The sequence below is a fragment of the Leptospira selangorensis genome, from assembly GCF_004769405.1.
In the GTDB taxonomy this organism is placed as follows: domain Bacteria; phylum Spirochaetota; class Leptospiria; order Leptospirales; family Leptospiraceae; genus Leptospira_B; species Leptospira_B selangorensis.
In genome coordinates, this window is the sequence record NZ_RQES01000019.1 from 380,319 (window position 1) to 405,975 (window position 25,657).

Consider the following 25,657-nt stretch of genomic DNA (forward strand, 5'->3'; position numbering starts at 1 on the left):
CTAAGACGAAAACTCTTAACCTCTTGAACTAACTCTTTTTTTCCAATCATCCAAAAGTTTTAAAGCCTCTATAGGAGTCATAGAATCGATAGGAAGATCATTGATCTCTTTTTTGAAATCTTGCCAGAATTGACTGTCTCCATTAGGTGCGCTCATATCTTGGAATAGAGAAGGTTCCCTGGTTTGGATACGTATCTCTTTTTTCCTGGATTCCATATCTGTGAGAATTTCTGCAGCACGTTTTACAACTGAATCAGGAACTCCTGCGAGTTGAGCCACATAGATACCGAAGGATTTTTTAGCCTTACCGGGTTTCACTTTCCTTAGGAAAATTACCTTATCATCCTTCTCCACTGTTTCCATATGAAGATTCCAAACTCCGGGCAGCCTAGAAAGTTCAGTGAGTTCATGGTAGTGGGTGGCAAAGACTGTTTTTGGTCTTGGATACATTTCGGAAAGAGATTCCAAGATTGCCCAAGCAATACTCATCCCGTCGTAAGTAGAAGTTCCTCTTCCTACTTCGTCAAAAAGTAGTAGAGATTGAGAAGTGCAGTTTTTTAGAATATTCGCAGTCTCTTTCATTTCCACGTAGAATGTGGACTCTCCTGCATTCAGATTATCTCCTGCTCCGATTCGAGTGAATAGTTTATCTAAGATAGGAAGTTTTGCAGCTTCAGCGGCTACACTTCCACCGATCTGGAAAAGGATCTGGTTGATCGCGATCTGCCTCATGAATGTGGACTTACCGGCCATATTCGGACCAGTTAGGATAGCGATCGAATTTTCTTTCCCATCCAAACCTACATCATTCGGAGTGAATTTCGCTCCTACTGGAAGACTTGCTTCTACAACAGGGTGCCTGGAAGATTTCATTTCCAAATTGGAATCTTCACTTAGTTCAGGGCGTATCCAGCCGAATTTTTCCTCTGCTTTTAAGAGAGAGATTTGGAAGTCCAAATCTCCGAATTCTTCAGAGACAAGTAGAAGTTCGGAAGAGTATTCCAAAACTGCTTGGACCATCTTTTCGAATTCTGCCTTCTCCACTTTTTGGATGATCTCATCCGCTTCTAAAATAGTTCTTTCTATTTCTTCTAGTCTTGCAGTGGTAAATCTTTCGGAAGTAACCAGAGTTTGTTTTTTAAGATATTCTTTAGGAGCCTGCTCTGCTTGTGCTCTGGAAATCTCTATAAAATAACCAACGATCTTATTGTATTTGATCTTGAGAGTAGAAAGACCAGTTTTCTTTTTTTCTTCCGTTTCTAATTCTAAGATCCAATCTGCACCTTTGGATCCGGCTTCTCTGGCTCGATCCAGGTTTTTATCAAAACCGTCTTTCAGAAATTTACCGTTTCCTAATATAACGGGAAGTTCTTCCGTATGGATCCTTCCTTCAATATAATCCTTAAGCTGATCCAATTTGTCCGGTTTAGAAATAGGATATCCAAGTGGAGAAAGTAGAGCAATAAGAGAATCCAAGGTTTGGATGGAAGAAAGAATGGTTTTAAAATCTCTAGGATAGGCTTTGTTTCCTCTAAATCTGCCCAGGATCCTTTCCAGATCTCCCAGGTCTTTGAGAGCCTGAGTTAAATGGGCAAGTGGGATCTTTTTGATGATATCCTGTTTTTCCCATCTGGATTTTAGGATGGCAGGATCTGTTTCCGGAAATAAGATCCTTTGTTTTAGAACTCTTTTTCCTTTGGCAGTGCTACAAAAATTCAGGACTGAAAATAGGGTATGACCCTTGTCCTCTTTTTCATTTTCGATCAGTTCCAGGTTTAAGATGGTTTCTCTATCCATCTCCAAATAAGAACCAGTTTGTAAGATACGAGGTTCTCTTAAGGTAAGAGTCCCGTCCCTGTAATTTTCTCTAATATAATATTCTAATGTTCTTGTTACCGTTTGGAATGGATCATTAGAATTTTCTGATCCGATTTTAGTCGCATCCAAAACGGTTAATTCTCTTTCTCCGAAATTCTGCCAGGTCCTGATCCTTTCTAAATCTTGGGAGAATACACAAATCTCGCTCGGTTTAAATTTTACAAATTCTGATTCTAATACATGGGTCCTGGAGATAGGAACTGCAAAATGTAAAACTTCTCCAGTAGAAACATCTGCCATTCCTACGAAGATTAAAGCGGCTTTAGGAACCAATACACATAGATAATTGTTTTGGAAACCGGAAAGTAAATGTTCTTCGATTACCGTTCCGGGAGTGATGATCCTCACCACATCCCTGGTCATCAATTTTGTATTTCCGTCTTCCGGTCTGGACTGTTCGCAAACTGCGATTTTTTTTCCGGCAGTTAGTAGTCTGGAAATATATCCGTCCTTACTATGAAATGGGATCCCACACATTGGAACTGAGTTTTGTCTTTTAGTAAGTGCGATGTCTAAGATTGCCGAGGCAATTTTTGCATCTTCCAAAAACATCTCATAAAAATCTCCCATTCTAAAGAATAGAATGGAATCGGGGAACTTGGCCTTGATCTCTAGATACTGCCTCATCATAGGAGTATCCAAAGCTTCCGTCAGATCAGGAGAATTAGTTTCCATTGTAAGAGAATTGTTTTGCATTTCTGATAAAATTCCGAATGAGTTCCTGGTCTTTATTTCCTGGAGAAGATTCCACACCGCTTGCCACATCCACTCCGTAGGCCTTCGTTTGAGAAAGTGCCTTTGCAACATTCTCCGGAGTTAAGCCGCCTGCGAGTAGATAAGGTCTACGAACTTCGGAGACTTGGTCCCAAGGAAAACTTTCCCCAGTTCCTCCTCCCGCGTCCGATTTATAACTATCTAATATCAATAAATCTGAAGTTAGGAAATGTAAGGAGTCATCATTCACATTTCCTTTAACACGGTAGGAAATTATCCTAGAATCCTTGGTTTGATAGAGTGGAGAAGTTTCCCCCGGAGCCAAAGAGTCGTCGCTAACGTATTGGACATAGTCGTGTTGCAAATTTTTTAGAAGTGTTTCTATATATTGGGTTGAAGATTTATAAAAAAGGAATACGATTTTCGGGCGTAAAAAAGAAGGAACAGAAGTATACAAGTAGGTGATAAGGATTTCGGCTTCTTTTGGTGAAACAAGTCTTGGGCTGGAAGAAACAAAATTGATCCCGATCAGGTCGGCTCCTTCTTCCACGCAGACTTTCAGATCGTCTACTTTTCGTATTCCGCAGATTTTTACTTTAGGGGTTTGGGACATGGGATTTTTTTACCGGGACTGTTTTTCGATTCCGTTTCTGGCTCGAAATATTTCCTCTCTTTTCTATACAAGACCAGGACTTCCCCAAGTCAAGTATGATCGATCATAGATTTTTTCTAGAAGACAAAAGAAGCCTCAGGCTTTTGATACTGGGAAACAAAGAAGCTTCCGGAGATCCGAACGATCCTAATTTTATCCGAGAAAGGGTTCTGCAAGCCTCCGGAGTTGCTGGCGCCGAAGTATTTTTTATGAGCCAGGAACATGGAACTACTATCCTGGAAGCAAACGGATCTCCTGGCTCCGAAATTCCGATAGGGGATGCTTTATTCACTACTGAACCTAAAAAGATCCTAGTCGTAAAAACCGCGGATTGTATGCCGATTTTCTTTTGGACAGGAAGACCTGCTCTTGTGGGTGTGATCCACTCAGGGTGGAAGGGAACTCTTGCAGGTATTACAGAAAAGACATTAGCACATGTGCAAAAAAGATACGGAGTAGATCCAGAACTAGTTCATTTTTATTTAGGACCTTATGCGACCGGCAAACATTACGAAGTTGGGGAAGATGTAGCTTCTCTTTTTAGAAAAGAAGTTCCGAACTCTCTCAAAACATTAGAAGAGCCAGGAAAGTTTCTGTTGGAACAAAAAACCTTCTTAGTTCACAGGATTAAAAGTCTAGGGATCCAACCTTTTTTGGAAACTGCAGGTGTTTGTACCATGTCTCCCAATTCTAAATTTTTCAGTCATAGAAGGGGAGATACAGGTAGGAACTTAAATTGTATCTGGTTGGAATAAGATACTAAATTAGAAAATTTAAGATCAGATCTTGATCGTTTTGCGAACGGTAGCGTTTGCTTTTTCTAAAACCTTCTCTCTTTTGATAGGTTTTACTAGATAGTCCATGATGCCGTCGTCCGTGAGAGACTTGATGACTGCAGGAGTGTTTTCGTCGGTGATCACGATAACTCTAGGAAGAACTCCCATTTCTTTCATTTCGTGAAAGGCAGCAAAACCGTCTATCACAGGGAGGTGAAGGTCTAATGTAATCAGATCCACCTTTCGGTTGTCCTTGTACATGTTTAGGAGCTCTTTGCCCGATTCCGCAAAACCGACCACTTCGTAACCTTCGGATTCCAGGATCTGAGCCAATTGTTTGGCTTGGAATTTAGAATTTTCCGCAATGATTACCTGATAAGGTCTTCCTGATGGAGCTACTCCGCCTTTCATCCAGTCACCGTCCCCGTTAATTCAAGAAATTTCCAGAAAGTTTCATACTTTCAGTATTTATATACGTAAAAATATGAAATTTCCAAGCATCGAATCAATTCCAGGCTTTATAAAACCTTCTCAATTTCTATTCCGATTTCTTCCGTTCCCAAAATTTCGGCGCCTTTCTCGGCGATATCTCTGGTACGTTTTCCTGCGGAAATCACTTTACGGACCGCAGTTTCTATCTTTTGTGCTTCTTCTTCCATAGAGAAAGAATAACGTAAAAGTAGTGCGGCACTCAAAATTTGGGCGATCGGGTTTGCAATTCCTTTGCCTGCGATATCCGGAGCGGATCCGCCGGAAGGTTCATATAAACCGAAACCGGATTCTGAAAGGGAAGCAGAAGGAAGCATCCCGATGGAACCTGTAATGATAGAGGCCTCGTCGGAAAGAATATCCCCGAACATATTCTCGCAAAGGATCACGTCGAATTGTTTCGGATTTACGATCAACTGCATCGCCGCATTGTCCACGTAAAGATGGGATAATTGGACGTCGGAAAATTCTCTTTTGTGCAGATCTATCACCACTTCTTTCCAGAAAACGGAAGTGGTTAATACGTTCGCCTTATCGATGCTTGTGACCTTATTATTTCTTTTTCTCGCCGCTTCGAAGGCAACTCTTGCTGCTCTTTCGATCTCTCTGCGAGAATATCTCATTGTGTCATAAGCGAATTCTTCCGCTCCGTTTCCTTCTCTACCTTTTGGCTGACCAAAATAGATCCCGGAGGTTAATTCTCTTAGAATCAGTATATCCAAACCTTCTCCGATAATTTCAGGTTTGATAGGAGAAGCATTTCTAAGTTCAGGATAGATGATCGCAGGTCGTAAATTTGCGAATAGATCAAAATGTTTACGCAAAGGAAGAAGTGCACCTCTTTCCGGTTGTTTTTCTGGAGGAAGAGATTCCCACTTGGGACCTCCAACAGATCCGAATAGGATAGCATCTGATTCTTCACAAAGTTTTAATGTTTCCGGAGGAAGAGGTCCTCCGGTTTTATCGATGGCAATTCCTCCTACAAGAGCTTCCGTAAATTGGAAGTCAGAGGCTTTGGAGCCGAGCGCTTTTTTAAGAACGGAGAGGGCCACTTTCATGACCTCGGGGCCGATTCCGTCCCCTGCTAATACGGCTACTTTTTTCATAGAGCTGTTGTTTTCCTTTTTATTTCTGTGCGTCTAGGACGGATTCAAGAATATCCAATCCTTCATTCAAATATTGTGTTGAGATAGTAAGTGGAGGCATGATACGAATTACAGTGTCTCCTGTTGCATTTACGATCAGTCCTTTTTCCAAACAGAGTTCTGCGATAGGTCTTGATGGAACGGTCAATTCCACTCCGATATGAAGACCCTTTCCTCTGATCTCTTTTATGATCTTATTCTTTTGTTTCATTTGATTCAAACGACTGAATGCGATCTCTGCGCAAGAGTTAACGTTTGCAAGAACGTCTCTAGTTTGAATGATCCGTATCGTTTCATACGCAATTGCAGCAGCCAAATGATTTCCACCGTAAGTTGTTCCATGAGTTCCTTTTGCTAAAACTTTTTCGTATTTTTCAGCAACTACTAATGCTCCGATTGGAAATCCAGAGCCAAGTCCTTTTGCTAGAGCCATTACATCAGGAGAAAATCCGTAAGTTTCGAATGCAAACATGGTCCCTGTTCTTCCGAAACCGGTTTGGATCTCATCTAAGATAAGAAGTGCCTCGTTTTCCAAGGTCAATTCTCTGACTAGGTTCATGTATCCATGAGATAGTGGAATGATCCCGCTTTCTCCTAAGATCGGTTCCGCAATGAATGCTACGACTCTTCCTGCAAATCTTTCGAAAGCTTCTACAAGTTCTTCTTCGTTGTTTGGAGTAACGAATTCGATCCCATCCAGAAGTTTTCCGAAACCTGTATGAAGTTTTTTCTGACCGGTTAAGCTGATTCCGGAAACGGACCTTCCATGAAAACTTTTTTGGAGAGAAATGATAATCGGATCATGGATCTGCTTTTGTTCTGCGTATGCTCTCGCAAGTTTAAACGCAGCCTCAATCGCTTCGGTTCCGGAATTACATAAGAATACTTTTCCAGGAAAGGTATTCAGGATAAGAAGTTCTGCCAAACGAGACGCTTCTTCCGAATAGAACCAATTGGAAGTATGCATCAGTTTGTCTATTTGGTTACGGATGGCTTCAATAATATCAGGATCGCTATGACCCAGATTTGTAACAGCAACACCCGCCAAAAAGTCTATGTACTGTTTATTGTTTTGATCGAATAATAATTCGTTCACTCCGTAACGGAATGCTACAGGGTAACGATTGAATAAGTCTAGAAGATACTTGTCTGTAAGTTCTTTTGTAGTTTGAAAATCTGATGCAGTTTCGTTCATGATAAACCCGCCAATTGTAAAAATAAGGACTCTGTTTCTTTCAATTCTTCTAATAAACTTTCAGTGAGTTTTGGGATCTCAGTTTTGGTCTTAGGAGAAGTCCTACTTTTGAAAGAAGAATATATTTTGATCTTAGGTTCAGTCCCAGAGGGACGGATGGTCAGCTTTGCCTGATCTTCTAACTCTAACTGGATCACATCGGAAGAAGGAAGACCAGAAAACGCGGATTTAGAAGCGCTTCCTTTTGCGATCTTGTTCTTAAAATCTAAAAAGCCGGTAACCTTTCTTTTGCCAATGGATTTTCCGATCAGATCGTTATCTCTCAAAGACTGGAGTGAATCCTGGATTTTCTTTTTACCCGCAAGTCCCTCTAAGGTCAAAGACTTTAGACTTTCCTGATACAATCCATACTTTAGATAGACATCATCCATATAAGATAGAAGGTCTTTTTTTTCGGAAAGGACTTCCATGAGTAAAAGTGCGGAAGATAAACTGTCCTTATCTCTTACAAAATCTACTGGAAGATACCCGTAGGATTCTTCCCCTCCGAATAGGAAATACTGGGTTTTACTTTTATCCAATTTTCCCATTACTTCTGCGATAAACTTGAAACCTGTTAGAACATTCTTAAGGGCGATCTTGTTTTTCTTTGCGATCTCCGCTTGCAAATCAGTGGTTACTACAGTTTTTACAAGAACAGGTTTTTTACCTTTTTTAGGTTTAGATCCAACCTTCTCCGCTAAGTACGCAGCTAAAATGGAACCGATCTGATTTCCGTTTAGAAGTGCGTATCCACCTTTCGGATTTTTGACCCCAATTCCAAGTCTGTCCGCATCAGGGTCAGTTGCAATAAATGCATGAGCTCCTATTTTTTCGGAAAGTTTCCTACTCATTTCCAGAGCTTCGGGCTCTTCCGGATTCGGGAATTTGACTGTAGGAAATTCTCCATCAGGATCTTTTTGTTCGGGAACCAGAGTAACGTTTTTATATCCGAAGTCTTGTAGTAGCTTCTTCATATATTTTCCGCCGGTTCCATGGAGTGGAGAATATACTAATTTGGTTTGGGATCTTTCTTTAGGAGTAACCTTAGAAGATACGATCCCGGATTTTTTAAGTGCTTTTAGATAAGAAGAGAAACAATCTTCTCCTGCCTTCTGCACCAACTTCTTATATTTTGTATCCTTAGAAGAAAGAAATGGGATCTCATTCCAATCTTGCACCTTGTCGATCAAGGAGATGATCTTTTTATCATCAGGGGGAGCGAGTTGTTCTCCTTTAGAAAGATAAGCCTTGAATCCATTGTACTCAGGTGGGTTATGAGATGCGGTTAGGACAACACCACCAGTTGCCTTATAATAACGAACTGCATAAGAGAGTAAAGGAGTAGGAGCTACTTCAGAAAACAAGATTACCTTGATACCGAATGATGCGGCCACACCTGCGGTGACCTCTGCAAATTCTCTGGACCTTCTTCTGGAATCGTAAGCGATTACCAAGATCGGTTTTTTGGATTTTTGGACCAGGTATCTGGAAAAACCTAGGGCAGCTTTTCCGACGGTGAATTCATTCATTCTACCGATGCCGTTTCCTATTCTTCCCCTCATTCCTCCGGTCCCGAATTCTAAGGGTACTGTAAAAGCTTCGATCTCTAGGCCGGTTTCTCCCTTTTTGTATCTTTCCAGGATGTCTTTCGCTTCTTTTTGTACCTGGGGGGAAAACGGGGATTTGGTCCAGGATTCTATGTGGGATTCTGTGCTCATATATTTCTCTAGTTCACCCTATACTTGGAATAAAAAATCTAGTTCTTCCTGGTTCAAGACGTTTTTTCGCCGATTCTATAAGTATGGAATCTAATGAAATTTCCCGAGAACAACATAGGGAACTGGACTCACTTAGAGCGGTATTGAGGAATATTTCCTTCCTTCTATTTTTACTTTCCGGAATTTTAACCTTCGGTGCCTTTTTGAAAGAGACCCCTGGGAAGATTGTAATCCAAGCTGTGTCTGCGGTTTTATTTTTTATCTTGGGGATTTTGGGTTATGGGGCTTCACTTTCTTTCCGTAAATCCTTGGTCTTAGAAGAGAAGGACCCGGAGCAGATCTTATTTGCTCTTAAGGACCTGAAATTTTTCCTAAGCGGTCTTGGTTGGATATTACTCGGTCTATTTTTACTCTCCTTTTTCGGAGCTTTTGCATTGCTTCTTTCCTGAATGATTAAACCATGATCCGGGCATGGGTTTAAGAGAATTTTTCATAGAAGATCGTCTGGAAAAATTTAGGACGGAAGCTCCCTGCAATCTGGGAGAAAGTGGAATCAGGAATCTGGACCTGGACCAGCTTGCAGAATATCTAAATTTAGATTTAAGGGAGCTCGGAAAACTTTCCTTGGCGGATTCTCCCAACTCAGGAAGAAAAGACCTAAGGGAAGAAATTTCAAAACTTTATACGAATGTTTCTCCCGATCAGGTCCTGGTAACTACCGGAACGGGAGAAGCTCTATTCATCGCATTTCATTTACTTTTGCAAAAAGGAGATATTACCTCCTTATTCTGGCCGGCATTCCAAGCATTGTATGAAGTTCCGAGATCTCTAGGTGCCAATTTACAAAAAGTAGACCTTCTGCCAAGATTAGAAGGTAAAGAATTAGGATTTGGAAAAGAGAATCTAAACAAACTATTTCAAAATTCTCCTCAGCTAATCGTATTCAATCATCCTCATAATCCAACCGGAATCATCGCCGAAGAAGAAGATAAAAAAGAACTCCAAAAACTTTCTGCAAATTTTCCGAACTGGATCTTATTCGATGAACATTATAGATTTCTTTCAGAAGAAGAGGACTTAGGTTGGAGCGGTTTTGGACTTTGTGAAAATTCAGTCTCTACCGGTTCTATCACAAAATGTTTCGGCGTGATGGGACTTAGAATCGGTTGGTTGATCGGTCCTAAGGAATGGATCGGACAAGCAAGATCCATGAAGGATTATCTGACTCATACTGTTTCTCCCATTTCTGAATTTCTAACCTTAAAACTTTTGCAGAATCGTAAAACACTGCAAAGTAAGATAATGGAAACATTGCGCGGAAATATACAAACCTTCGCCCATGCAGTCGAAGGCGAACTCCCAGGTATTACAAGTTTTAAAGAACCGAGAGGTGGGGTGGTCGGTTTCGCAAAATTGCAATCAGGTTTGGATTCTAAAAAATTCGCAGATTTTCTATATGAAAAAGCAGGGGTATTTGTTTTACCTTCCGCTGATTTTGAAACGGAAGGTTATATCCGGTTAGGATTCGGAGAAACAGAAGAAAGATTTCGTTTAGGCCTTGCACGTTGGAGCAATTTAGGATCGGAACTAATCGCTCTTTTGAATAAATAAGCGATTTGTCTATCCCTAATAAAAGTTTCAGACTCCAATGTAAAATAGGATTTTCCTAAAAATACATGAGGGCTTTCTAATATACTTTCGAAATTGGAATTTTCTTTGGCAGGTTTCCAAGTCCATTCTAAACCTCTGATCCCGATTTTTAAGTTTTCTCCTTGGATTTTCCAATAAGTCTCGCCGGTTCGGAAAGATAATCCCTGTCTGAGTCTGGGATCTTCTTCTTTTAATAGGTCAGGCGAGATCCAAACTCCAAGAGGAAATAGCATAGGTCGTTCCGGATCTATCTCTTGTTCTTTCGTATGTCCATAAACCCAGACTTCCGTTCTATATACTCTATTTGGACTTGGATAAGTATCCTCGTATAAATTTCCTATTTGGTGGGAAAGAACTCTCATGGATTGGATACGTACTTTCCATTTTCCAGGTTCTCCCACTGGAAGAACGGATTCAGGCAAACAATCTTGGAACAGATCAGAAGGAACCGAGGTCTCCCAAATTACGAATGGAGAAAGTGTAAGAGTGCTTGTTTGAGGAAACCAAACTTCCCAAAAATATGGTTTGTTCCGTAGATGGAAATTTTCGTTTTTGCGGACCTTCTTCTTTGGCTCTTTTTGGAATAAATTTTCTCCAGGATGAAATGCTCTGAAAGAAGGTTCTGATTCTTGGATTTTGGTTTTCCAAGGAAGAAAAAAGAATAAGGACCAAAGAGAAACCTTATGTTTTCGGATCCTGTGGAATTTTCTTTTTGCGTTTGGAAAAATTTCCTCGGTTTCCGTTTCGGTAAAGGAGAAGGGAGGCAGGTTCTGGGACCAGTCTTCGGTCGTGGCGGATTCCTTTCCGTTTAAATTGCGAAAATTATTAGAATGAGACTCTGATGTAACGTAAGGATCCAGTCTTTTTTGGAGTCTGATCTTTCCCGCTTCCCATTTGATGGTAAGGTGGAAAAATAAAGACCGAAACCAGGAGAAAATTTTTTCTTTTAAACTTCTTAGTCCGATCATTCTTGGAGATAGGTTAGTAGATAGAGTTGGGAAAGGCAAGCCTAACTTCCCCTAAAAAAAGGAAAGAAATATGGGAAGAACGTCCTTAGAACATGAAGAGTTTTTAAAATCCATAGATGCGTTCCATCTAAGGGTCCTTGCGGAGATTGATTATCCTCAATCCCTTTTTAGAGAAGGAAAGATCCAGGATACTATTTGTTTATTCGGATCCGCTCGGATTTTAAGTCCGGAAGAATGTAGAGAGAAAGAAACCAAAGATCTCTCCGAATCAGAAAAGAAATTATTCCAAAAACAAAAAGAGATGTCCGTTTATTATGAGGCCGCCAGAAAAACCGCAAGTCTCATCACTTCTTGGGGAAAAGAAATTTCAAAAGATACGAGAAGAATGGCCGTCTGCACGGGCGGTGGACCTGGTATTATGGAGGCCGCCAACCGAGGAGCCAAAGAAGCAGGTGGTCCAAGCCTCGGTCTGAATATCAGACTTCCTTTTGAACAATTCGTGAATCCTTATGTGGATCCGGAAGTGAGTGTTGAATTTCATTATTTTTTCATGAGAAAACTTTGGTTTTTGAGATTGTCTATGGGGGTAGTAGCTTTCCCTGGTGGGTTCGGAACTGTGGATGAGTTATTCGAGACCTTGACCCTGATCCAAACAGGCAGAAACAACCGCAAAATCCCTGTGATCTTGTATGGGACAAAGTTCTGGAATGATATATTCCATTTAGAAAATATGAAAGAATACGGACTTATCGATCCTGAGGATTTGGACCTGATCACGTATTGTGATACTCCTGAAGATGTCCTAGAAACATTAAAGAAGAAGGTCCCATTAGATTCGGATTAAGCTTTAAAAAGGGAGAAATTTTAGGATTTTTCCCGAATCTTTTTGGATTCCTTGACATAACTACCAGTGCGAAAACTATGGTCGCAGTATGGCCAGAAAATGTGTTGTGACAGGGAAAGGAACGATTTCAGGAAACAATGTTTCCCACTCGCACCTTAAAACCCGTAGAACCTGGAAAATCAACCTAATCAAAAAACGTATCTTCTTAGAAGATGAGAATCGTTGGGTAACCGTTCGTATCTCTACTCGTGCTTTAAGAACCCTTAAAAAGAAAGGGATCAAAGCTGCGATCAAAGATAACGGCGAATCACTAAAAGCACTTGCGCCCAAAAAGCACGTCGGAATCCAAAAAAAGGCAATCTAGTCCTTCTTTTTCCCCGTCCCAGGTATATGTTTCTCGAATTTACTTCCTTCTCAGGAAGGAATTCGGGGACGTAAATTCTCCTCTCCAATATTCCAAAGACTACGAATTTGCGATCTCGGTAATTCTTTCCGCTCAGTGTACTGACGAAAGAGTCAACCAGGTTACTCCTATTCTTTTCAAAGAGCTTCCAACATTGGAATCTCTTGCTTCTGCACCTTTAAAGAAGATAGAAAAGTTAATTTATTCTACAGGTTTTTATAAGAATAAAGCAAAGTCAGTTTCCGGTTTTGCGAACCTTCTTCTAAATGAATACGATGGCAAATTGCCAAAGAGTATCAAAGAGCTGATCAAACTTCCGGGTATAGGAAGAAAAACGGCAAACGTTGTATTAAATGAGATCCATCATATATCCGAAGGATTCGTGGTAGATACTCATGTTAAAAGAATCTCTAAAAAATTAGGTCTTACTAAACAAACAGATCCTGTAAAAGTGGAAAGGGATCTGATGCAAAATATTCAACCTGAATACTGGATGGATCTGTCCTTGTATTTTATATTTTTAGGAAGAAAATATTGTAAGGCGCATAAAACATTCTGCGAAACATGTATTCTCAGAAAAGAATGTCCTTCTTCCACTTCACCAAAAGATTAAAGAGGTCAAAATGAACTCAGAAGTATTTTTAGATGAAAAAATCCAAGGAATGGAATTAAGCACTCAACATATAGTCATGTCTAGAGACTTAAACCAACATGGTTTCCTATTTGGAGGACAAATGCTTGCATGGATTGACGAAGGTTGTGCAATGTTCGTCATTGAAAAAATTGGATATTCTAATCTTGTTACAGTGACAATGGATAATGTTATCTTCAAAAGCCCAGGATTACTTGGTGAGATCATTCAAATTTTTTCTAAAATAGAGAAAGTAGGAAAAAGTTCTATCACCATCCGAAGTGCCGCCATTGCAAAAAATCAGAAGAAAAAAGAAATTAGGGAGATCATAGATTGTAGGGTAACCTATGTATGTTTGGATGATTCCGGAAAACCATTCCCTTATTTCAATCAATTTGATCCGGAAGAATTTTTAAAAAGATAAAATGGCCGTTCTATTCCCGGTCTCTCCGGAAAAAGCGAACCTTCTTCTTTCCAGAATGCGAAAGCTTGGGATCAAAGAATCCGATTTGGAAGAAACTTTTGTAAGAAGTGGAGGCAAGGGCGGTCAAAACGTAAACAAGGTTTCGACTGCTGTCCGATTGTTTTATAAAAAGACTGGCCTCGAAATTAAATGTTCCATTCATCGCACCCAAGGTTTAAACAGATATAAGGCGAGAATTCTTCTATGTGATAAAATAGAGGCCGAAATTTTTGAAGCTTCTAAGATAGAAGATCCTAAACTTGCAAAGATCAGAAAGGCCAAGGCGGATAAGGCCAGAAAAGCCAAAAGGAAGGCCGCTTCCAAAACTTTGGCAGGTCTAAAAAGAAAAACCTCGTCTGAAGATTGGAGCGAAGAATATTAAACCATGCCTGAAGTGATCAATCATACTCTGATTGTAGAAAAACTCAAAAACCTGACCGGTTCTCCTGGATGTTATCTCTGGAAGAATTCAGAAGGAGAGGTGATCTATGTCGGCAAGGCGAAAAATTTAGATAAACGGATCCGTAACTATTTAAAAGAAAAACAAACGGACCTTAAGACTAGATATCTTCAGAGAGAAATTTTTGATCTGGATTGGTTTGCAACTTCCAATGAAAAAGAAGCTTTAATTTTAGAAGCAACTCTGATCAAAAAACATAATCCTAGATATAATGTACGTTTAAAGGACGATAAAAAATATCCATATATCTGTGTTTCCCTTTCGGAACCTTATCCGATGGTGTTTATCACGCGTAAAATAAAGGATAATGGGGACAGATATTTCGGTCCTTTTACAGATGTTAGGACCACTCGTGAAATTTTAGATGTGATACTCCGAATTTTCCCAATTCGAAAAGTTAGACAGAAACTTCCACTTCCTAAACCTAAACGTCCTTGTTTGAATTTCCAAATGGGAAGATGTCTGGGTCCTTGCCAAGGAACAGTTCCAGAAGATGAATATGCGGTTATCGTAAATCAGATCATTCAGTTTTTAGAAGGCAAAAAAGAAGTCCTGGCAAACGAACTCACCAAACGTATGGACGAGTATTCCGGTAAAATGGAATTTGAGATCGCCGCCAGATACAGAGATATGTTAGGAAGACTTCAGATCTTCCGACAGAAACAAACTGTGGTGAGTATGGATGGCGGTGACGAAGATGTGATCGCATTTGCTCGTAAGGAAGATGAGGGACAAGTGGTTCTTATGGAAGTTCGGGGCGGGCTTCTCGATAATAAAAAATCTTTCCCTCTACAAGGTGTGCAGAATTCTACAGAAGAGGAAATATTATCCTCCTTCTTCCGGGATTATTATATGGGAGCGGGTATGATCCCTGCTAGTATAGTAGTTCCCTTCGGTTTAAAAGAAGAAGGGGAGACGGTGTTGGACTTCCTACAGGAAAAAACTGGGTTTCGACCTAAATTAAGATTTCCCAAAGCAGGAGAAAAGAAGTCTCTCCTGAAGATTGCGGAAAAAAACGCGGAACTTGGACTTACGGAAAGGCTTCTCGCTACTCATTATAAAGACCAAACAGTCGCTTTAAAAGAGATCCAAGATATGTTCCAACTTAAGGAACCTCCTCATATCATGGAATGTTACGATATTTCTCATTTCCAAGGATCTTTTCCGGTGGCGAGCGGTGTGATGTTCGTAGAAGGAAAACCATTCAAACAAGGTTATAGAAAGTATAATATCAGAGGTTATGAAGGGATTAATGATCCTGGAATGATGCATGAGGTGATTTCCAGAAGATTACAAAGGATTATCAATGAAGACGGTGTAATGCCTGATCTAATCGTGATCGACGGAGGTCCTACACAGCTTGGAAGAGCTTGCGAGGCCGCGGTAGAAGCAGGCGCGGCAAATCTGCCTATGGTAGGACTTGCTAAAAAAAGAGAAGAGATCTATTTCCCCGGAGAAAGTTCTCCTTATAGTTTTGATATGAACTCTCCCGGGATGAGATTACTTCGGCATCTTAGAGATGAGGCGCATAGATTCGGAGTAGAACACCATCGTTCCAGAAGAAATCGCGAAGCTTTAACCGGTTTGATCCGAGAAGTTCCTGATATCGGTTTAAAAAGAAGTAAACTATTGCTACAATCGTTCTCAGGCCAAAAAAAAATAGAAGATGCAAATATTGCAGAACTAATGAAAGTCCCAGGCATTGGAGAAGCGCTCGCAGAAAAAATTTATAATTATTTTCATACTTCTGCAAACCAAAGCAGTGAGACCGGCGGAATCATAATTCCGGAAAATTCCAACTCTAATTCCTAAAAATCGCAAGTAAGAAGTTTTTCCCCAGACAGGTAGCTCTAGAGGGAAAAATGCAAACAATACTACTTGCTTTCGTCTTAATCATCTTTTTCATTTCGGCTTCCTGTAAGCAGGACACTACACCCGAGTTAGTTTGGGAAGATACGGAAAGATCTGTTCAATTCCAATACGATCCAATTCGTGCGGGAGATCCTAGACTCATTTCAGACCTGGTCCAAGAGAATGGTCATACTTGTTTTATCTCTGGAGAAGATCCCAATTTTAGGATCCGGATCTGTATTGATAGTACCGGAATTTCCGAATTTGCGCAGGCTCTTTCCGCCTGGAGAGAAGGTTCGATAATTCCCGAATTTACTTCTACACTTTCGGATGACTCCGAGTATAAAATAGGGACCTATCCATTTTCCGGGATAAGAAAAAAAGTAGAAGGTCCTAAATTTTCACTCATAGGAGATAGAAAGCTAAAATCCTTAAATGCCGGAACCGAGGTTTGGGATAGAACCAATTTTAATCTTAAAAATCATTTTAAAAATTTTAGTATATTCACATTTTCGAATGGAACTTCAGTTTTGGTTCTTTCTCCTTTGGGAGAATCTGAGGTTTATCTTGGATTTTCATTTAAATCATCAAGTTTAGAACAAGAGATCCAAAATTCGATCCGAGTTAAGAATCGAATTGGATTAGAAAACTGCATTTCTTCCGTTCCGATCATTACTGAAATTTTCGGAGAAACAAATTCCAATTTAGGAAGATGGATTGAGATCTATAATCCAAACACTTTTCCAATTTGTGAAGAAGGATTGGAATTTAGCCTATTCGGAAACAATGTATTACTTCCTCAAACAACAGGTTTTATTTCCGGCCGGGAGACTCGAATTTATGCGGAAGATTCCGCCTCTCTAGAAAATATATCTCTTTCCGGAATCAAATGGGGAGATTTAAAGAAGGTCGGAAAAATTTTGCTTCGCAAGGGAGATCGGTCTTTTGAGTTCAATCTTCCAGGAACGGGATATCTATTCGGAGAAACATATTATTCCTGGAAAGGAAATTCATTTTCTATTTGCGAAACGATTTCAAAGTTCTGTATGGATCCCGGAGAGAATCAAATCTCTGGCGCCGAGAATAAGACTGACTGCGATCCAAATGATTTTGAATTAGAAGAATTAAATCCGAGCGGGTTATTACATAAGGGTATTCTAAAAGAAGATTGGAAATATTTAGATCTGATCTATAAAGGAAGGTCAATTTGTGATCCTTCTTCCTTAAAAATTAGCTGGGGAAAAAATCTATTTCCCCTCCGGATCAATCAGAAAATTTCGGAAGGAGAAATACTCAGCATTGGAAATCTTCCTTTTCTGCTGGGAAAACCTTCCTATTCCTTTTCGGTTTTTAAGTCAGTTACTACGAACGATCTTGTTTCCATATCGAATTCGAAAGGAAAGGAGAAGGTTCTCTGGGATGGGATCTTCAGGACTTCTAAAGGAATTCCAACTCGTATAATTCTCCAAAAAACGAATGGAGAAACTGTGAGTGTTTGTTTTCAAAATGGACAGGCCTTTCTTCACCCCTATTCAGCCGATCCATACTTAAACAACGAATCACAGTTCGTTTTCTCACAATCAACTATAGCAAGGGAAAATCCAAGGACTTCAGCTGCTCGAAAATTTTGTCAAAGATCACAACTAGTAAGCAAGGCGGGGTTTTCGGAAGTTTCTTGGATGGGTTCTTACCAAAGCGCGGATCCAATCTCAAAAGATAGATTTTTGGAATTTATATCTATTACTGAAAACTCTCCAGAATCTATATTTTTAGAGATCATCCAAGGGAATGGAACTATAGTTTCTATTCTGCTACCTTTAGAGAAAGAAGGTTTAAGTTTGCTTTCTTCCGGAAAGTCGACCTGTTTTCCTCAAACAGAGTTTTGGAAGGATACAAGTTTCAGCTTACCTTCTTCCGGATCAAATATTCTTAAAATTTATGATCCTTATACTGGAGAGCTTTGGGATGAATTCGCATACAGTTCTTCAGGTCCAGGAGTAAACGATACTCGAAACAAGATTCGAAAATCGGCATATTCTAAACTGGAATCCGCCGGGAGGATTTGGTCTGCAAGTTCTTATCTAGGTAAACCTTATCGTGATCCAAGCTGTCCTTTGACCGATGCTCATCCTGGAATTTCGGAATAAGAAGGTGGATCATGAAAAGAATCTTCTTCTTATTTTTATTTTTGTATGCCCAACTCATATCTTCAGAAGAAATTCCAAATCCTTCTTTGGAGATCTATTTTCAATGGATCTTATTTAGGACCCAAGGAAGGATCGCAGAAGAAAATCAAAATTCTCGTATCGCAGCCTTATCTTCTCCTGCGATCCTTGGTTTTAAATTTGAAAAGTATAAAGATAAATTCCAAACAAACTTAGAATGGATATTGATCACCACTCCAACTTCAGGAGTGGTATTTTTGCCCGGAAAGAATTCATACTTCGGAATTCTTTATAAAGGAATTTTATGGGGAGCAGGAAGAAAATCAGATTTTGAAGAATTTCCTGCCTGGTCTTCTTGGAAAGACGGAGTAGAAGGATTATTTGCAGAAACCGAATTGGATCGTATCAAGATCAGATTCGATTTTTTGGATCTATACAGAGGATTTCCCTTAATAGAAAACCAATGGTTGAAATTGCAGGGAAGAGAATCATTTCTTCCGAAACAAGCAAGAGAAGAATTGGTCTCTAAAGAGGATACGGTATTTTCTTCCCGATCCAGATATAGAGCCGGGATCAGCTTAACAGGAAATAAAGAAGATCGTTTTGTATATAGATTTAGAGTGCGTTATCTTTCTTTGGGAAATTGGGGAAGATTCGGTTCTGATACAAAAGAATCTAAATCGGAAACGATAGATGGAGATAGAGACTATCTAGTTGAATGGAGAGTCGGACTTGGATTTCTCTGGAAGTATTTTTATGTTTCCGGGGATTTTTTCCTTTCTAGAGGGATTGATATAACAGGATATCATCCCTCTCGTGCTGAAAGATCTATTCCGATTAGTGGAGAAGCTCTCCGATTTGATTTAGGATTTTATAATACATTCGGAAAAATTTCCATCTTTGGTTTTCTGCCTGATCGAGAGAAAAGATCTTCTCAGGGTGAAATTTTAGAACTTGGTTTTGTAGGAATGGGCGCTTCTCCCATTTCAAATCCTATCTTACAACAGGTCTGGGGATTTTATCCTTCTACTTGGATCACAGACAAAGGATTAGAAAGAGAAGAGACTAATTTTCCAGGCAAAAGACCTGCAAACTTATTCGGCTGGAAAGCGGAAGGAAAGTTCTTTGGAATTTCACCAGGAATACATTTTACATATATAGGATTTTTGAGGGAGGAAAATTCTTCCTCCGGTCTTTGGACAATTTCTTCCAAGAATATACAAAACAAATTCCTGAGAGAGGCGGGTGTAAACATTTCCTGGTCTCCTTTGGATGATGATTCTTCCAAGATCGAATTGGATTTAGGAGGTTTTGAGTCGGACGATACAACCGGACTTAAACAATGGTACATGCTTTTCCGTATAGTAGGAGTTTGGAAATGAAGAAGTTTTCATTCTTATTTGCACTCCTTTGTTTTTGCAATTGCGAAAGAACCGAAGAAGAAGTTTCCGTTTTCTGGGAAGATGAATTATATCCCAAGGTGTTTTTTTCTTATCCAGGTAGATTCGTTCCGATCGGCAAAAAGAGAATTGTAAGGGATGAAATCTTACGAATCATCCGAGAAACTAAAGAATCCATCTATATGCATATCTATTCCTTCTCCGATCCTGAAATAGAATCAGAACTCATCCAAGCAGATAGAAGAGGAGTTCGTTTGGAGCTGATGGGAGAATGGGGGAAATCATATCCAATTTCTATTCTACCTTTTTTGAAATATTGGAAAGGGACAGGCCTACAGCATACCAAGGTTTTGGTTTCTGATCAGTCATTGGTATTTATTGGAACAGGAAATTTTACTTATTACGGTTTGGAGCAGGATCATAATGGGTATTTAGAATTTAAACTGAATAGAAAGGAATGGGAAAATTTTTATTCTTTTCTAAAGGAAGATTATCCATTCCCTGTTCTAAAAATTGCCGGATTAGAATTTTGGAATTCTCCTCAGGAGGGATCTTTAATCCAAACTAGACTTTTTGATTCTATTCTTTCTTCTCGTCATTCCATTCGATATTTGATCTTCGATCATTATGATCCGATTTTAAGTTCAGCATTTACTCGGACCAATCACGGATCGATTAGCGGGATCTATAATCGACCTGTGGATCCGGAAGGGAAAATTTTATCGGGAATTCCAGGAATTGAGATCATGGAGGATGGGAATGAGGATATCTTAGATGATCCTACGATCGGAAAAGGGGGACTTCTACATCACAAAACTATGATCTTAGATGATTTGGAAGTTTTAACCGGATCTTATAATTATTCTTTAAGCGCAAGGGATTCTAACAGGGAAATTCTGATCGCCATGAAAGATACTCGGATCGCAAAAGAATTTAAGCAAGAATGGGAGAATATACGAAGTAAATCCAAACGTGTAGAAACAGCGGCCGCAGAATTATCGATTGATTCTAATTATATATTGGACCCAGTGACTGATCAGATTTGCAGATCTGGAACACAACCAGCAGATTTGTATTTAGAGATCGGATTTCTTTGGTTTCGTTGGAATAATTTATACAGGTGGAAAGATGAATCTTGTAAATCTATAACCGATTATATCTCCATTAGCTCTCGCAATTTTGGAGGTAAAAATGAATTTCCAAAAGATGGAACGGAAAATTTAGGAATTCAGTCATTCCTCATAAATGGAAAGACCGGATTTTTTCTTCCTAAATCGGATTTGATGGAAGAATTTTATTCTTCGATTTTAAAACCTTCTCGGTTTTTGAGACCGGATTATTTTTTAGGATCAGCAGGAGTTTGGATTTTTCCGAATGAATCTGAGCTTTTCGAACTTATCTCTGAAAAATTACCACAACATGTATGGATCTTAGAAAGAGGAAAACTTCCTCGGAAACTAGGAGTTTTATTAGAAGATGGTGTATATTATCTTTCGGAAAGTGTAAGTTCGAATTCCGGTGTTGTCTTAGTTGAATATGAGGATTTCGGTTTATATTTCTGTTATAAAGCTATTAATTATAATCTGAGCTGGCCGGAGCAGATATTATTTTCAGTTTATAATTATAAGGAAGGTTTGGGTCTTTCGTATCAATATTCTAAATCAGATTCTGCTTTTTTTTCGGAGCAAGGACTTCCTAACCAAAGAAGGAAAAACTTATGCGTTATCTCTCTCTGAGATTAGTATTTCTCCTTTTACGAAAAGTCCTAATAAAATCCAGAAAAGAATGACCACTTCATCATCCTGGAAATAACACTGGAATAATCCGGATACAAAAAACCCGATCAGTCCGTAAAAGAATACTAGTTTTTGAAAATCCTGTTTGGATTGGAACAGATAAGCGATTAGAATTCCTCCTAATGCCAAATAGATCAATGCAGCAGGGATACCGAATACGGAAGCCAAATGGAAATAATCGTTATGAGCATGTCCTCTTTGTGTGACTTCGTAAAAATAGGAGAGTTCGGAATATGTTTCTGAATGTTCGATTCTTATCTTTTCGATCTCTTTATTATAATTTCCAGGGCCCGCTCCAATGATCGGATGCTCTTGGATGAGTGGAAAACTTGAATCCCAGATGAATGTTCTTCCTGAGTCCGTATGTTTTTCTTTTCCGAAAAGTGGCCCGATCACCTTCTTTCCTGCAGGACTAAATGTAAGCACTATCCCGATCAAGAATAAGAGTCCTAAGAAGAGGGAGGCTCCTTTGATCAAAAAGGATTTTGAAAATTCTTTTCTGATAAAGAATAAATGAACACCTGCAAAAAAGATACTCACGCCAGCTCCGATCATACTGGATCTTGCTTGGTTTAATAAGAATACTAAGCAGTATAAAAATAGAAGAATTCCCGCGAATAGTATCTTCTTTTTATCCCCTTGGATTAGAGTTCTAAGAAATCCGAATACTGCAAAAGCGGAGAAAAATTGTAGTAATCCTCCGAAGGTCAAATGGGTATTCATCAGACCTATGGAGATATAAAGAGGTATGGAAGAAATAGAACCTAACGGATGTGTAAATCTATAACTACTGGACGTTTTGTAAAGATCACTAATAAGTCTGGAAAGCCGGACAGGAGTGAAACCTCCTGCAACTCCTGTAAATACCAGGAGTAAAAAAAGCCAGAAGAGTGCTTTATATATTTTAGGCAAATCTTCCTTTCTAGTAAATCCTACAGAGAGTAATCCAAAAAATAGGAAGAAGTCTTTTAATTCTCCATTCCAAGCTGCCTTTGCGTATCCACTGGAATTATCGAAAACGAGATGGATCAAAAAAACGATCCCGTACCATAGGAAAAGAGAAATAGCAATTTTAGAAACAGGATGATTCGGTAGGATCTCCTTCCAATTTCCTGATTTTAATTGGTCTGCTATTCCGAAAAAAAAGGAAAGCACCAGAAATCCCTGGCTGAGACTGACCGAAATTCCGATCGAAGGAATGGTTGCGAGTAAACAGAATAGATGCGCCTTTTTCAAAAACTCTTTCATCTGGATTCTGGAAATAATCTCACCGATCTATTCTTTGTAAATTCGATTATTTTTCACATAGATTTCTGTAATGGAGTGGTAAAATCCATATTATGGAGGAGATTGGTTCCGCATTAGGAACCTAGATGAAGATTCTTTATTTTTCGGACACCTTTTTACCCAAAATAGACGGGGTCGCTATTTCAATGAGAAATTTTGCGGAAGCACTCGCCGAAAGAGGACATGAATTTTTGATTTGTTGTCCACGTTATGGAGAAGGTGATTTCGATACGATGGGAGATCATATCCGTTTGGAAAGATTCAGAAGCGGATACCTGCCTAGTTACCCTGATATCAAAGTTGTTTTACCTTCTCCTTCTAAGATCAAAAGAGCGATCAAGGAATTCCAGCCCGATCTGGTGCATATCCACACTCCGGGGCTTATGGGAGTCTATGGGATCAATGCTACTGAAAAATACGGGATTCCAAGTATAGGAACTTATCATACATTGATGTCCGAGCAGGACATGTATCTTTCCTTTTATCGCCTTCTTAAGCTGGATAAACTTTTCATGAGAATTGGAAAGTTGAATAAGAAGATCAAGATAAAGGACTTGGTGAAGTTCGAAAAATTCGATAAGTTCAATATTCGTAAAAAGATCATTCTGAAAATTACGAATAATTTATACGACCGATGCGACCTGATTATTTCTCCTTCTCACCTGATCAAAAAACAATTAGAAGAGTTCGGATTAAAAAAGCCTGTGGCAGTTATCTCTAACGGATTGGATCTTTCTCAATTTAAAGGGAGTCCTAAAACTCTTTCAGAGAGTCCTAAACTTCTGCATGTTGGTAGGATCTCCTACGAGAAAAATTGTGATGTGATCATAAACTCTTTCAAACTGATTATAGAGAAGATCCCATCTGCCACTCTAACAATCATAGGAGATGGACCCGCTTTGGCCTCTCTGAAGGTCCAAGCCCAAAAATTAGGTATAGACCAAGCAATTACATTTACAGGCTTTATAGATAGAGCGGAACTACCAAATCACTATCCGAATTACGATCTATTCTTGACTGCTTCTACCATGGAAACCCAAGGACTTGTAATTTTAGAATCCGTGGCCTGCGGTCTTCCTGCAGTGGGTGTGGATTCATTTGCGATCCCGGAATTGATTCATGACGGAGTGAATGGATTTATCGCGAAACCATTCGATGTAAGGGATATTGCGGAGAAAACGGTTCGAATTTTAGAAGATCCTACTATGTATGCTTCCTTCTCCAAGGAATCCTTAAAAATTTCACAAAGCCATGAAATGAAAGCATGTGTGGATAGAATGGAAGAAGTTTATAAATCGGTCGCTGACCAAAAGAATAAGAAAAAGAAAAGATCTATATTGAATACGATCTTCTCTTTGGATCCTTTCGGGATCATGGGCTGATCAAAAAAGTGTATTAATATTCTTGATGACGTTGATCCGTTTGATCACGTCTTCCGGAGTAATTCTTTCCATACAGGCAAAGTCTTTTCGATAACATGTAGTATTTCCGTAAATACTACATGGCCTGCAAGGCAGATCGTCTATCTGCAAAACTCCAGTATCTTCCTGACCAAAAGGTGCAAATCCGGAAAGTGGGTGAGTGGTTCCGAATAGAGCGATCACGGGACGTTTCAGAAGTGCTGCAATATGAATATTGGAAGAATCCATTCCGATGATTACATCCATTCTTTCCATGATACCTAATTCACCTCGTATTCCAAGTTTACCACCGGAAACGATTGTCATGGACTGGTCCCCATTTCTCCATTCTTCCATCTGGACTGCTTCCTGGGAGGAACCGAATAAGAATATTCTAATATTTGGAAATTCTTCTTTTAATAGTTTGAGTAATTCTAGGCTTTTTTCCATAGGCCATTCTTTTAGCTTATGGCCAGCAAAAGGTGCATAACCCACCCAGAGCCCTTCCTTCTTATCTATCTTTCTGGCAAGAAGGAAGTCTTTAGCGTAAATTTTGGATTCGGGATCCACATTGATCCAAGGACCTTTGCGTACAGTTGCAGGAAATCCCGCTTTTTCAAAAACTTTAAGATATCTATCTACAGTGTGAGGAAGTTTACGCAAAACTTTTCGCGTCTTGCGTATCTGGCGCATTTTTTCCCGTCTTCCTTTAATAATCCTAAAAACGGAAACTCCTCTGATCCAAAAGAAAAAACTGATAAAACGGGATCTAACGCTGGAGTGAAGGTCCACGATCTTTTCATAAGGGCCTAATTTATTCAATTCTTTGAATAAACGATATAATCCGGAGAGGCCTTTATACTTTTTGAGATTGATCCCGATCACATGAACGTTCGGGATATTATAAAAGAAGGGAGCATAGTTCCCTCTGGTTACGACGGTTAGTTGTATATTCGTATACTTGGCGGCTACGGCAATCAAAGCCGGAGCCATCAAGGCAACATCTCCCATCGCTGAGAATCTTAGCACCAAAAGATTCATGCTTGTTTTGTATATAAGGATGGGTTCAGATTTTTGTCGTTATACATTTTCATCTGCCTATACACCTTATAGAATTTATCTCCTTTAGATAAATCGTCCAGAAGTTCATCCAGACATTTGGAAAGATCGGTCCTTTGCTCCAACAAAACATTCAGCTTGTTTTGGCAGGTAATGATATGATCGGGGCTTACATCCTTTCTTTCCGTTTGTTCTTTCATATGATAAATTTTGAGTTCCAGGATACTCATCCTGTCAATCAGCCAAGCCGGGGTTTCAGAGTTCATTCTGGCATTCGGCTTTCTTTCTACGGACTTGTACATTGCTGAGATCTGATCGTCTATCTGTTCTACTAGGTCAGTCCTTTCCTGGTTCAAAGCGTCTATTTTTCTTTTGAACTGGACCAGATCCTTATCTGGTAGATCCGGCCTTCTGATTTCGTCTTCCACATGCCATTGGATAGTATCTATCTGGTTTTTTTGGTAAAATAGGAACTCGAGGGAAGATTGAGGGAATGGATTGGGAGAAAGTACTTCCTCTTTATGCCAGTCCGTGACGGAATTTTTGAATATCTCAACCACTTTGGCCGATTCTAACTTCATCGGAGCTAGAATTTACGCGATAGACCAAAAATCAAGAGGATTTCCTATTGTCGGTCCGTCGGCTAATACCAGAGTTACGATCTAGTTCCG

Annotated in this window: 23 protein-coding genes; 13 read left to right on the forward strand and 10 right to left on the reverse strand. The window is 39.5% G+C overall.

Annotated elements, in window-relative coordinates; genetic code table 11:
* Positions 1-15 precede the first annotated feature (15 nt).
* Positions 16-2,574, reverse strand: coding sequence for a DNA mismatch repair protein MutS (gene mutS / locus EHO58_RS16915; RefSeq protein WP_135680703.1), 2,559 nt, complete (start codon positions 2,572-2,574; stop codon positions 16-18).
* Complete coding sequence (locus EHO58_RS16920; RefSeq protein ID WP_135680704.1) at positions 2,543-3,205, reverse strand: phosphoribosylanthranilate isomerase; 663 nt, start codon at positions 3,203-3,205, stop codon at positions 2,543-2,545. Before EHO58_RS16920 ends, mutS begins: the two co-directional genes overlap by 32 nt.
* 95 nt (positions 3,206-3,300) lie before the next feature.
* On the opposite strand from EHO58_RS16920, the gene EHO58_RS16925 reads away from it, so the two are divergent.
* Positions 3,301-3,999, forward strand: coding sequence for a purine nucleoside phosphorylase YfiH/LACC1 family protein (locus EHO58_RS16925; protein ID WP_135680705.1), 699 nt, complete (start codon positions 3,301-3,303; stop codon positions 3,997-3,999).
* A gap of 24 nt (positions 4,000-4,023) precedes the next feature.
* Here EHO58_RS16925 and EHO58_RS16930 read toward each other — a convergent pair whose 3' ends face one another.
* The 4 genes from EHO58_RS16930 to EHO58_RS16945 all read right to left on the reverse strand — a co-directional run bounded on the left by EHO58_RS16930 (position 4,024) and on the right by EHO58_RS16945 (position 8,609).
* Positions 4,024-4,431, reverse strand: a complete 408-nt coding sequence (locus EHO58_RS16930) for a response regulator (protein ID WP_100710094.1) — start codon at positions 4,429-4,431, stop codon at positions 4,024-4,026.
* 107 nt (positions 4,432-4,538) lie between these two features.
* Positions 4,539-5,615, reverse strand: coding sequence for a 3-isopropylmalate dehydrogenase (gene leuB / locus EHO58_RS16935; RefSeq protein WP_135626577.1), 1,077 nt, complete (start codon positions 5,613-5,615; stop codon positions 4,539-4,541).
* A gap of 19 nt (positions 5,616-5,634) precedes the next feature.
* Positions 5,635-6,849 carry an aspartate aminotransferase family protein gene (locus EHO58_RS16940; RefSeq protein ID WP_135680706.1) on the reverse strand — a complete coding sequence of 405 codons (1,215 nt, stop codon included), beginning with the start codon at positions 6,847-6,849 and terminating at the stop codon, positions 5,635-5,637.
* On the reverse strand, positions 6,846-8,609 hold the full coding sequence (locus EHO58_RS16945; protein ID WP_135626579.1) for a phospho-sugar mutase: 1,764 nt from the start codon (positions 8,607-8,609) through the stop codon (positions 6,846-6,848). Before EHO58_RS16945 ends, EHO58_RS16940 begins: the two co-directional genes overlap by 4 nt.
* An 83-nt stretch (positions 8,610-8,692) precedes the next feature.
* On the opposite strand from EHO58_RS16945, the gene EHO58_RS16950 reads away from it, so the two are divergent.
* On the forward strand, positions 8,693-9,058 hold the full coding sequence (locus EHO58_RS16950; protein ID WP_135626580.1) for a hypothetical protein: 366 nt from the start codon (positions 8,693-8,695) through the stop codon (positions 9,056-9,058).
* Positions 9,059-9,080: 22 nt separating this feature from the next.
* Positions 9,081-10,220 carry an aminotransferase class I/II-fold pyridoxal phosphate-dependent enzyme gene (locus EHO58_RS16955; protein WP_135680707.1) on the forward strand — a complete coding sequence of 380 codons (1,140 nt, stop codon included), beginning with the start codon at positions 9,081-9,083 and terminating at the stop codon, positions 10,218-10,220.
* Here the strand turns inward: EHO58_RS16955 and EHO58_RS16960 are convergent.
* Complete coding sequence (locus EHO58_RS16960) at positions 10,118-11,266, reverse strand: hypothetical protein (RefSeq protein ID WP_135680708.1); 1,149 nt, start codon at positions 11,264-11,266, stop codon at positions 10,118-10,120. The genes EHO58_RS16955 and EHO58_RS16960 overlap by 103 nt on opposite strands.
* A 31-nt stretch (positions 11,267-11,297) precedes the next feature.
* Between EHO58_RS16960 and EHO58_RS16965 the strand changes: the two genes are divergently transcribed.
* From EHO58_RS16965 to EHO58_RS17005, 9 genes are all read left to right on the forward strand, one after another.
* Entirely contained in the window at positions 11,298-12,071 is a 774-nt protein-coding gene (locus EHO58_RS16965; RefSeq protein ID WP_135680709.1) for an LOG family protein, read from the forward strand.
* Between the two features lie 88 nt (positions 12,072-12,159).
* Entirely contained in the window at positions 12,160-12,435 is a 276-nt protein-coding gene (gene rpmB, locus EHO58_RS16970; protein ID WP_135626584.1) for a 50S ribosomal protein L28, read from the forward strand.
* The gene (locus EHO58_RS16975; protein WP_135680710.1) at positions 12,392-13,087 is read left to right on the forward strand and encodes an endonuclease III domain-containing protein; all 696 of its coding nucleotides are present in this window, start codon (positions 12,392-12,394) and stop codon (positions 13,085-13,087) included. The genes rpmB and EHO58_RS16975 overlap by 44 nt, the downstream gene beginning before the upstream one ends.
* Before the next feature lie 10 nt (positions 13,088-13,097).
* The gene (locus EHO58_RS16980; protein WP_135680711.1) at positions 13,098-13,529 is read left to right on the forward strand and encodes an acyl-CoA thioesterase; all 432 of its coding nucleotides are present in this window, start codon (positions 13,098-13,100) and stop codon (positions 13,527-13,529) included.
* 1 nt (position 13,530) lies between these two features.
* Positions 13,531-13,950: a peptide chain release factor family protein gene (locus tag EHO58_RS16985; protein WP_135680712.1), complete on the forward strand. Its 420-nt coding sequence runs from the start codon at positions 13,531-13,533 to the stop codon at positions 13,948-13,950.
* A gap of 3 nt (positions 13,951-13,953) precedes the next feature.
* Positions 13,954-15,840 (forward strand): excinuclease ABC subunit UvrC, encoded by a 1,887-nt coding sequence (gene uvrC / locus EHO58_RS16990; protein WP_135626587.1) that lies wholly within the window; start codon positions 13,954-13,956, stop codon positions 15,838-15,840.
* Positions 15,841-15,890: 50 nt separating this feature from the next.
* A complete protein-coding gene (locus EHO58_RS16995; RefSeq protein ID WP_135680713.1) occupies positions 15,891-18,026 on the forward strand; it encodes an LIC11755 family lipoprotein in 2,136 nt (711 codons plus the stop codon).
* A gap of 11 nt (positions 18,027-18,037) precedes the next feature.
* On the forward strand, positions 18,038-19,426 hold the full coding sequence (locus EHO58_RS17000; protein WP_135680714.1) for an LA_2168 family protein: 1,389 nt from the start codon (positions 18,038-18,040) through the stop codon (positions 19,424-19,426).
* Positions 19,423-21,180, forward strand: a complete 1,758-nt coding sequence (locus EHO58_RS17005) for a phospholipase D-like domain-containing protein (RefSeq protein ID WP_135680715.1) — start codon at positions 19,423-19,425, stop codon at positions 21,178-21,180. The genes EHO58_RS17000 and EHO58_RS17005 overlap by 4 nt, the downstream gene beginning before the upstream one ends.
* Here the strand turns inward: EHO58_RS17005 and EHO58_RS17010 are convergent.
* On the reverse strand, positions 21,160-22,488 hold the full coding sequence (locus EHO58_RS17010; protein ID WP_135680716.1) for an O-antigen ligase family protein: 1,329 nt from the start codon (positions 22,486-22,488) through the stop codon (positions 21,160-21,162). The two genes, EHO58_RS17005 and EHO58_RS17010, sit on opposite strands and share 21 nt — an antisense overlap.
* A 125-nt stretch (positions 22,489-22,613) precedes the next feature.
* On the opposite strand from EHO58_RS17010, the gene EHO58_RS17015 reads away from it, so the two are divergent.
* A complete protein-coding gene (locus tag EHO58_RS17015) occupies positions 22,614-23,909 on the forward strand; it encodes a glycosyltransferase (protein ID WP_135680717.1) in 1,296 nt (431 codons plus the stop codon).
* Here EHO58_RS17015 and EHO58_RS17020 read toward each other — a convergent pair whose 3' ends face one another.
* Positions 23,910-24,968, reverse strand: a complete 1,059-nt coding sequence (locus EHO58_RS17020) for a glycosyltransferase family 9 protein (RefSeq protein ID WP_135626593.1) — start codon at positions 24,966-24,968, stop codon at positions 23,910-23,912.
* The gene (locus EHO58_RS17025; RefSeq protein WP_135680718.1) at positions 24,965-25,567 is read right to left on the reverse strand and encodes a DUF4254 domain-containing protein; all 603 of its coding nucleotides are present in this window, start codon (positions 25,565-25,567) and stop codon (positions 24,965-24,967) included. Before EHO58_RS17025 ends, EHO58_RS17020 begins: the two co-directional genes overlap by 4 nt.
* Positions 25,568-25,657 lie beyond the last annotated feature (90 nt).

What these genes read in the sequence shown, in the direction of transcription:
- mutS (WP_135680703.1), bottom strand. Translation starts at nt 2,574, where the DNA reads ATGCAAAACAATTCTCTTACAATGGAAACTAATTCTCCTGATCTGACG.
- EHO58_RS16920 (WP_135680704.1), bottom strand. Translation starts at nt 3,205, where the DNA reads ATGTCCCAAACCCCTAAAGTAAAAATCTGCGGAATACGAAAAGTAGAC.
- EHO58_RS16925 (WP_135680705.1), top strand. Translation starts at nt 3,301, where the DNA reads ATGATCGATCATAGATTTTTTCTAGAAGACAAAAGAAGCCTCAGGCTT.
- EHO58_RS16930 (WP_100710094.1), bottom strand. Translation starts at nt 4,431, where the DNA reads ATGAAAGGCGGAGTAGCTCCATCAGGAAGACCTTATCAGGTAATCATT.
- leuB (WP_135626577.1), bottom strand. Translation starts at nt 5,615, where the DNA reads ATGAAAAAAGTAGCCGTATTAGCAGGGGACGGAATCGGCCCCGAGGTC.
- EHO58_RS16940 (WP_135680706.1), bottom strand. Translation starts at nt 6,849, where the DNA reads ATGAACGAAACTGCATCAGATTTTCAAACTACAAAAGAACTTACAGAC.
- EHO58_RS16945 (WP_135626579.1), bottom strand. Translation starts at nt 8,609, where the DNA reads ATGAGCACAGAATCCCACATAGAATCCTGGACCAAATCCCCGTTTTCC.
- EHO58_RS16950 (WP_135626580.1), top strand. Translation starts at nt 8,693, where the DNA reads ATGGAATCTAATGAAATTTCCCGAGAACAACATAGGGAACTGGACTCA.
- EHO58_RS16955 (WP_135680707.1), top strand. Translation starts at nt 9,081, where the DNA reads ATGGGTTTAAGAGAATTTTTCATAGAAGATCGTCTGGAAAAATTTAGG.
- EHO58_RS16965 (WP_135680709.1), top strand. Translation starts at nt 11,298, where the DNA reads ATGGGAAGAACGTCCTTAGAACATGAAGAGTTTTTAAAATCCATAGAT.
- rpmB (WP_135626584.1), top strand. Translation starts at nt 12,160, where the DNA reads ATGGCCAGAAAATGTGTTGTGACAGGGAAAGGAACGATTTCAGGAAAC.
- EHO58_RS16980 (WP_135680711.1), top strand. Translation starts at nt 13,098, where the DNA reads ATGAACTCAGAAGTATTTTTAGATGAAAAAATCCAAGGAATGGAATTA.
- EHO58_RS16985 (WP_135680712.1), top strand. Translation starts at nt 13,531, where the DNA reads ATGGCCGTTCTATTCCCGGTCTCTCCGGAAAAAGCGAACCTTCTTCTT.
- uvrC (WP_135626587.1), top strand. Translation starts at nt 13,954, where the DNA reads ATGCCTGAAGTGATCAATCATACTCTGATTGTAGAAAAACTCAAAAAC.
- EHO58_RS16995 (WP_135680713.1), top strand. Translation starts at nt 15,891, where the DNA reads ATGCAAACAATACTACTTGCTTTCGTCTTAATCATCTTTTTCATTTCG.
- EHO58_RS17000 (WP_135680714.1), top strand. Translation starts at nt 18,038, where the DNA reads ATGAAAAGAATCTTCTTCTTATTTTTATTTTTGTATGCCCAACTCATA.
- EHO58_RS17005 (WP_135680715.1), top strand. Translation starts at nt 19,423, where the DNA reads ATGAAGAAGTTTTCATTCTTATTTGCACTCCTTTGTTTTTGCAATTGC.
- EHO58_RS17010 (WP_135680716.1), bottom strand. Translation starts at nt 22,488, where the DNA reads ATGAAAGAGTTTTTGAAAAAGGCGCATCTATTCTGTTTACTCGCAACC.
- EHO58_RS17015 (WP_135680717.1), top strand. Translation starts at nt 22,614, where the DNA reads ATGAAGATTCTTTATTTTTCGGACACCTTTTTACCCAAAATAGACGGG.
- EHO58_RS17020 (WP_135626593.1), bottom strand. Translation starts at nt 24,968, where the DNA reads ATGAATCTTTTGGTGCTAAGATTCTCAGCGATGGGAGATGTTGCCTTG.
- EHO58_RS17025 (WP_135680718.1), bottom strand. Translation starts at nt 25,567, where the DNA reads ATGAAGTTAGAATCGGCCAAAGTGGTTGAGATATTCAAAAATTCCGTC.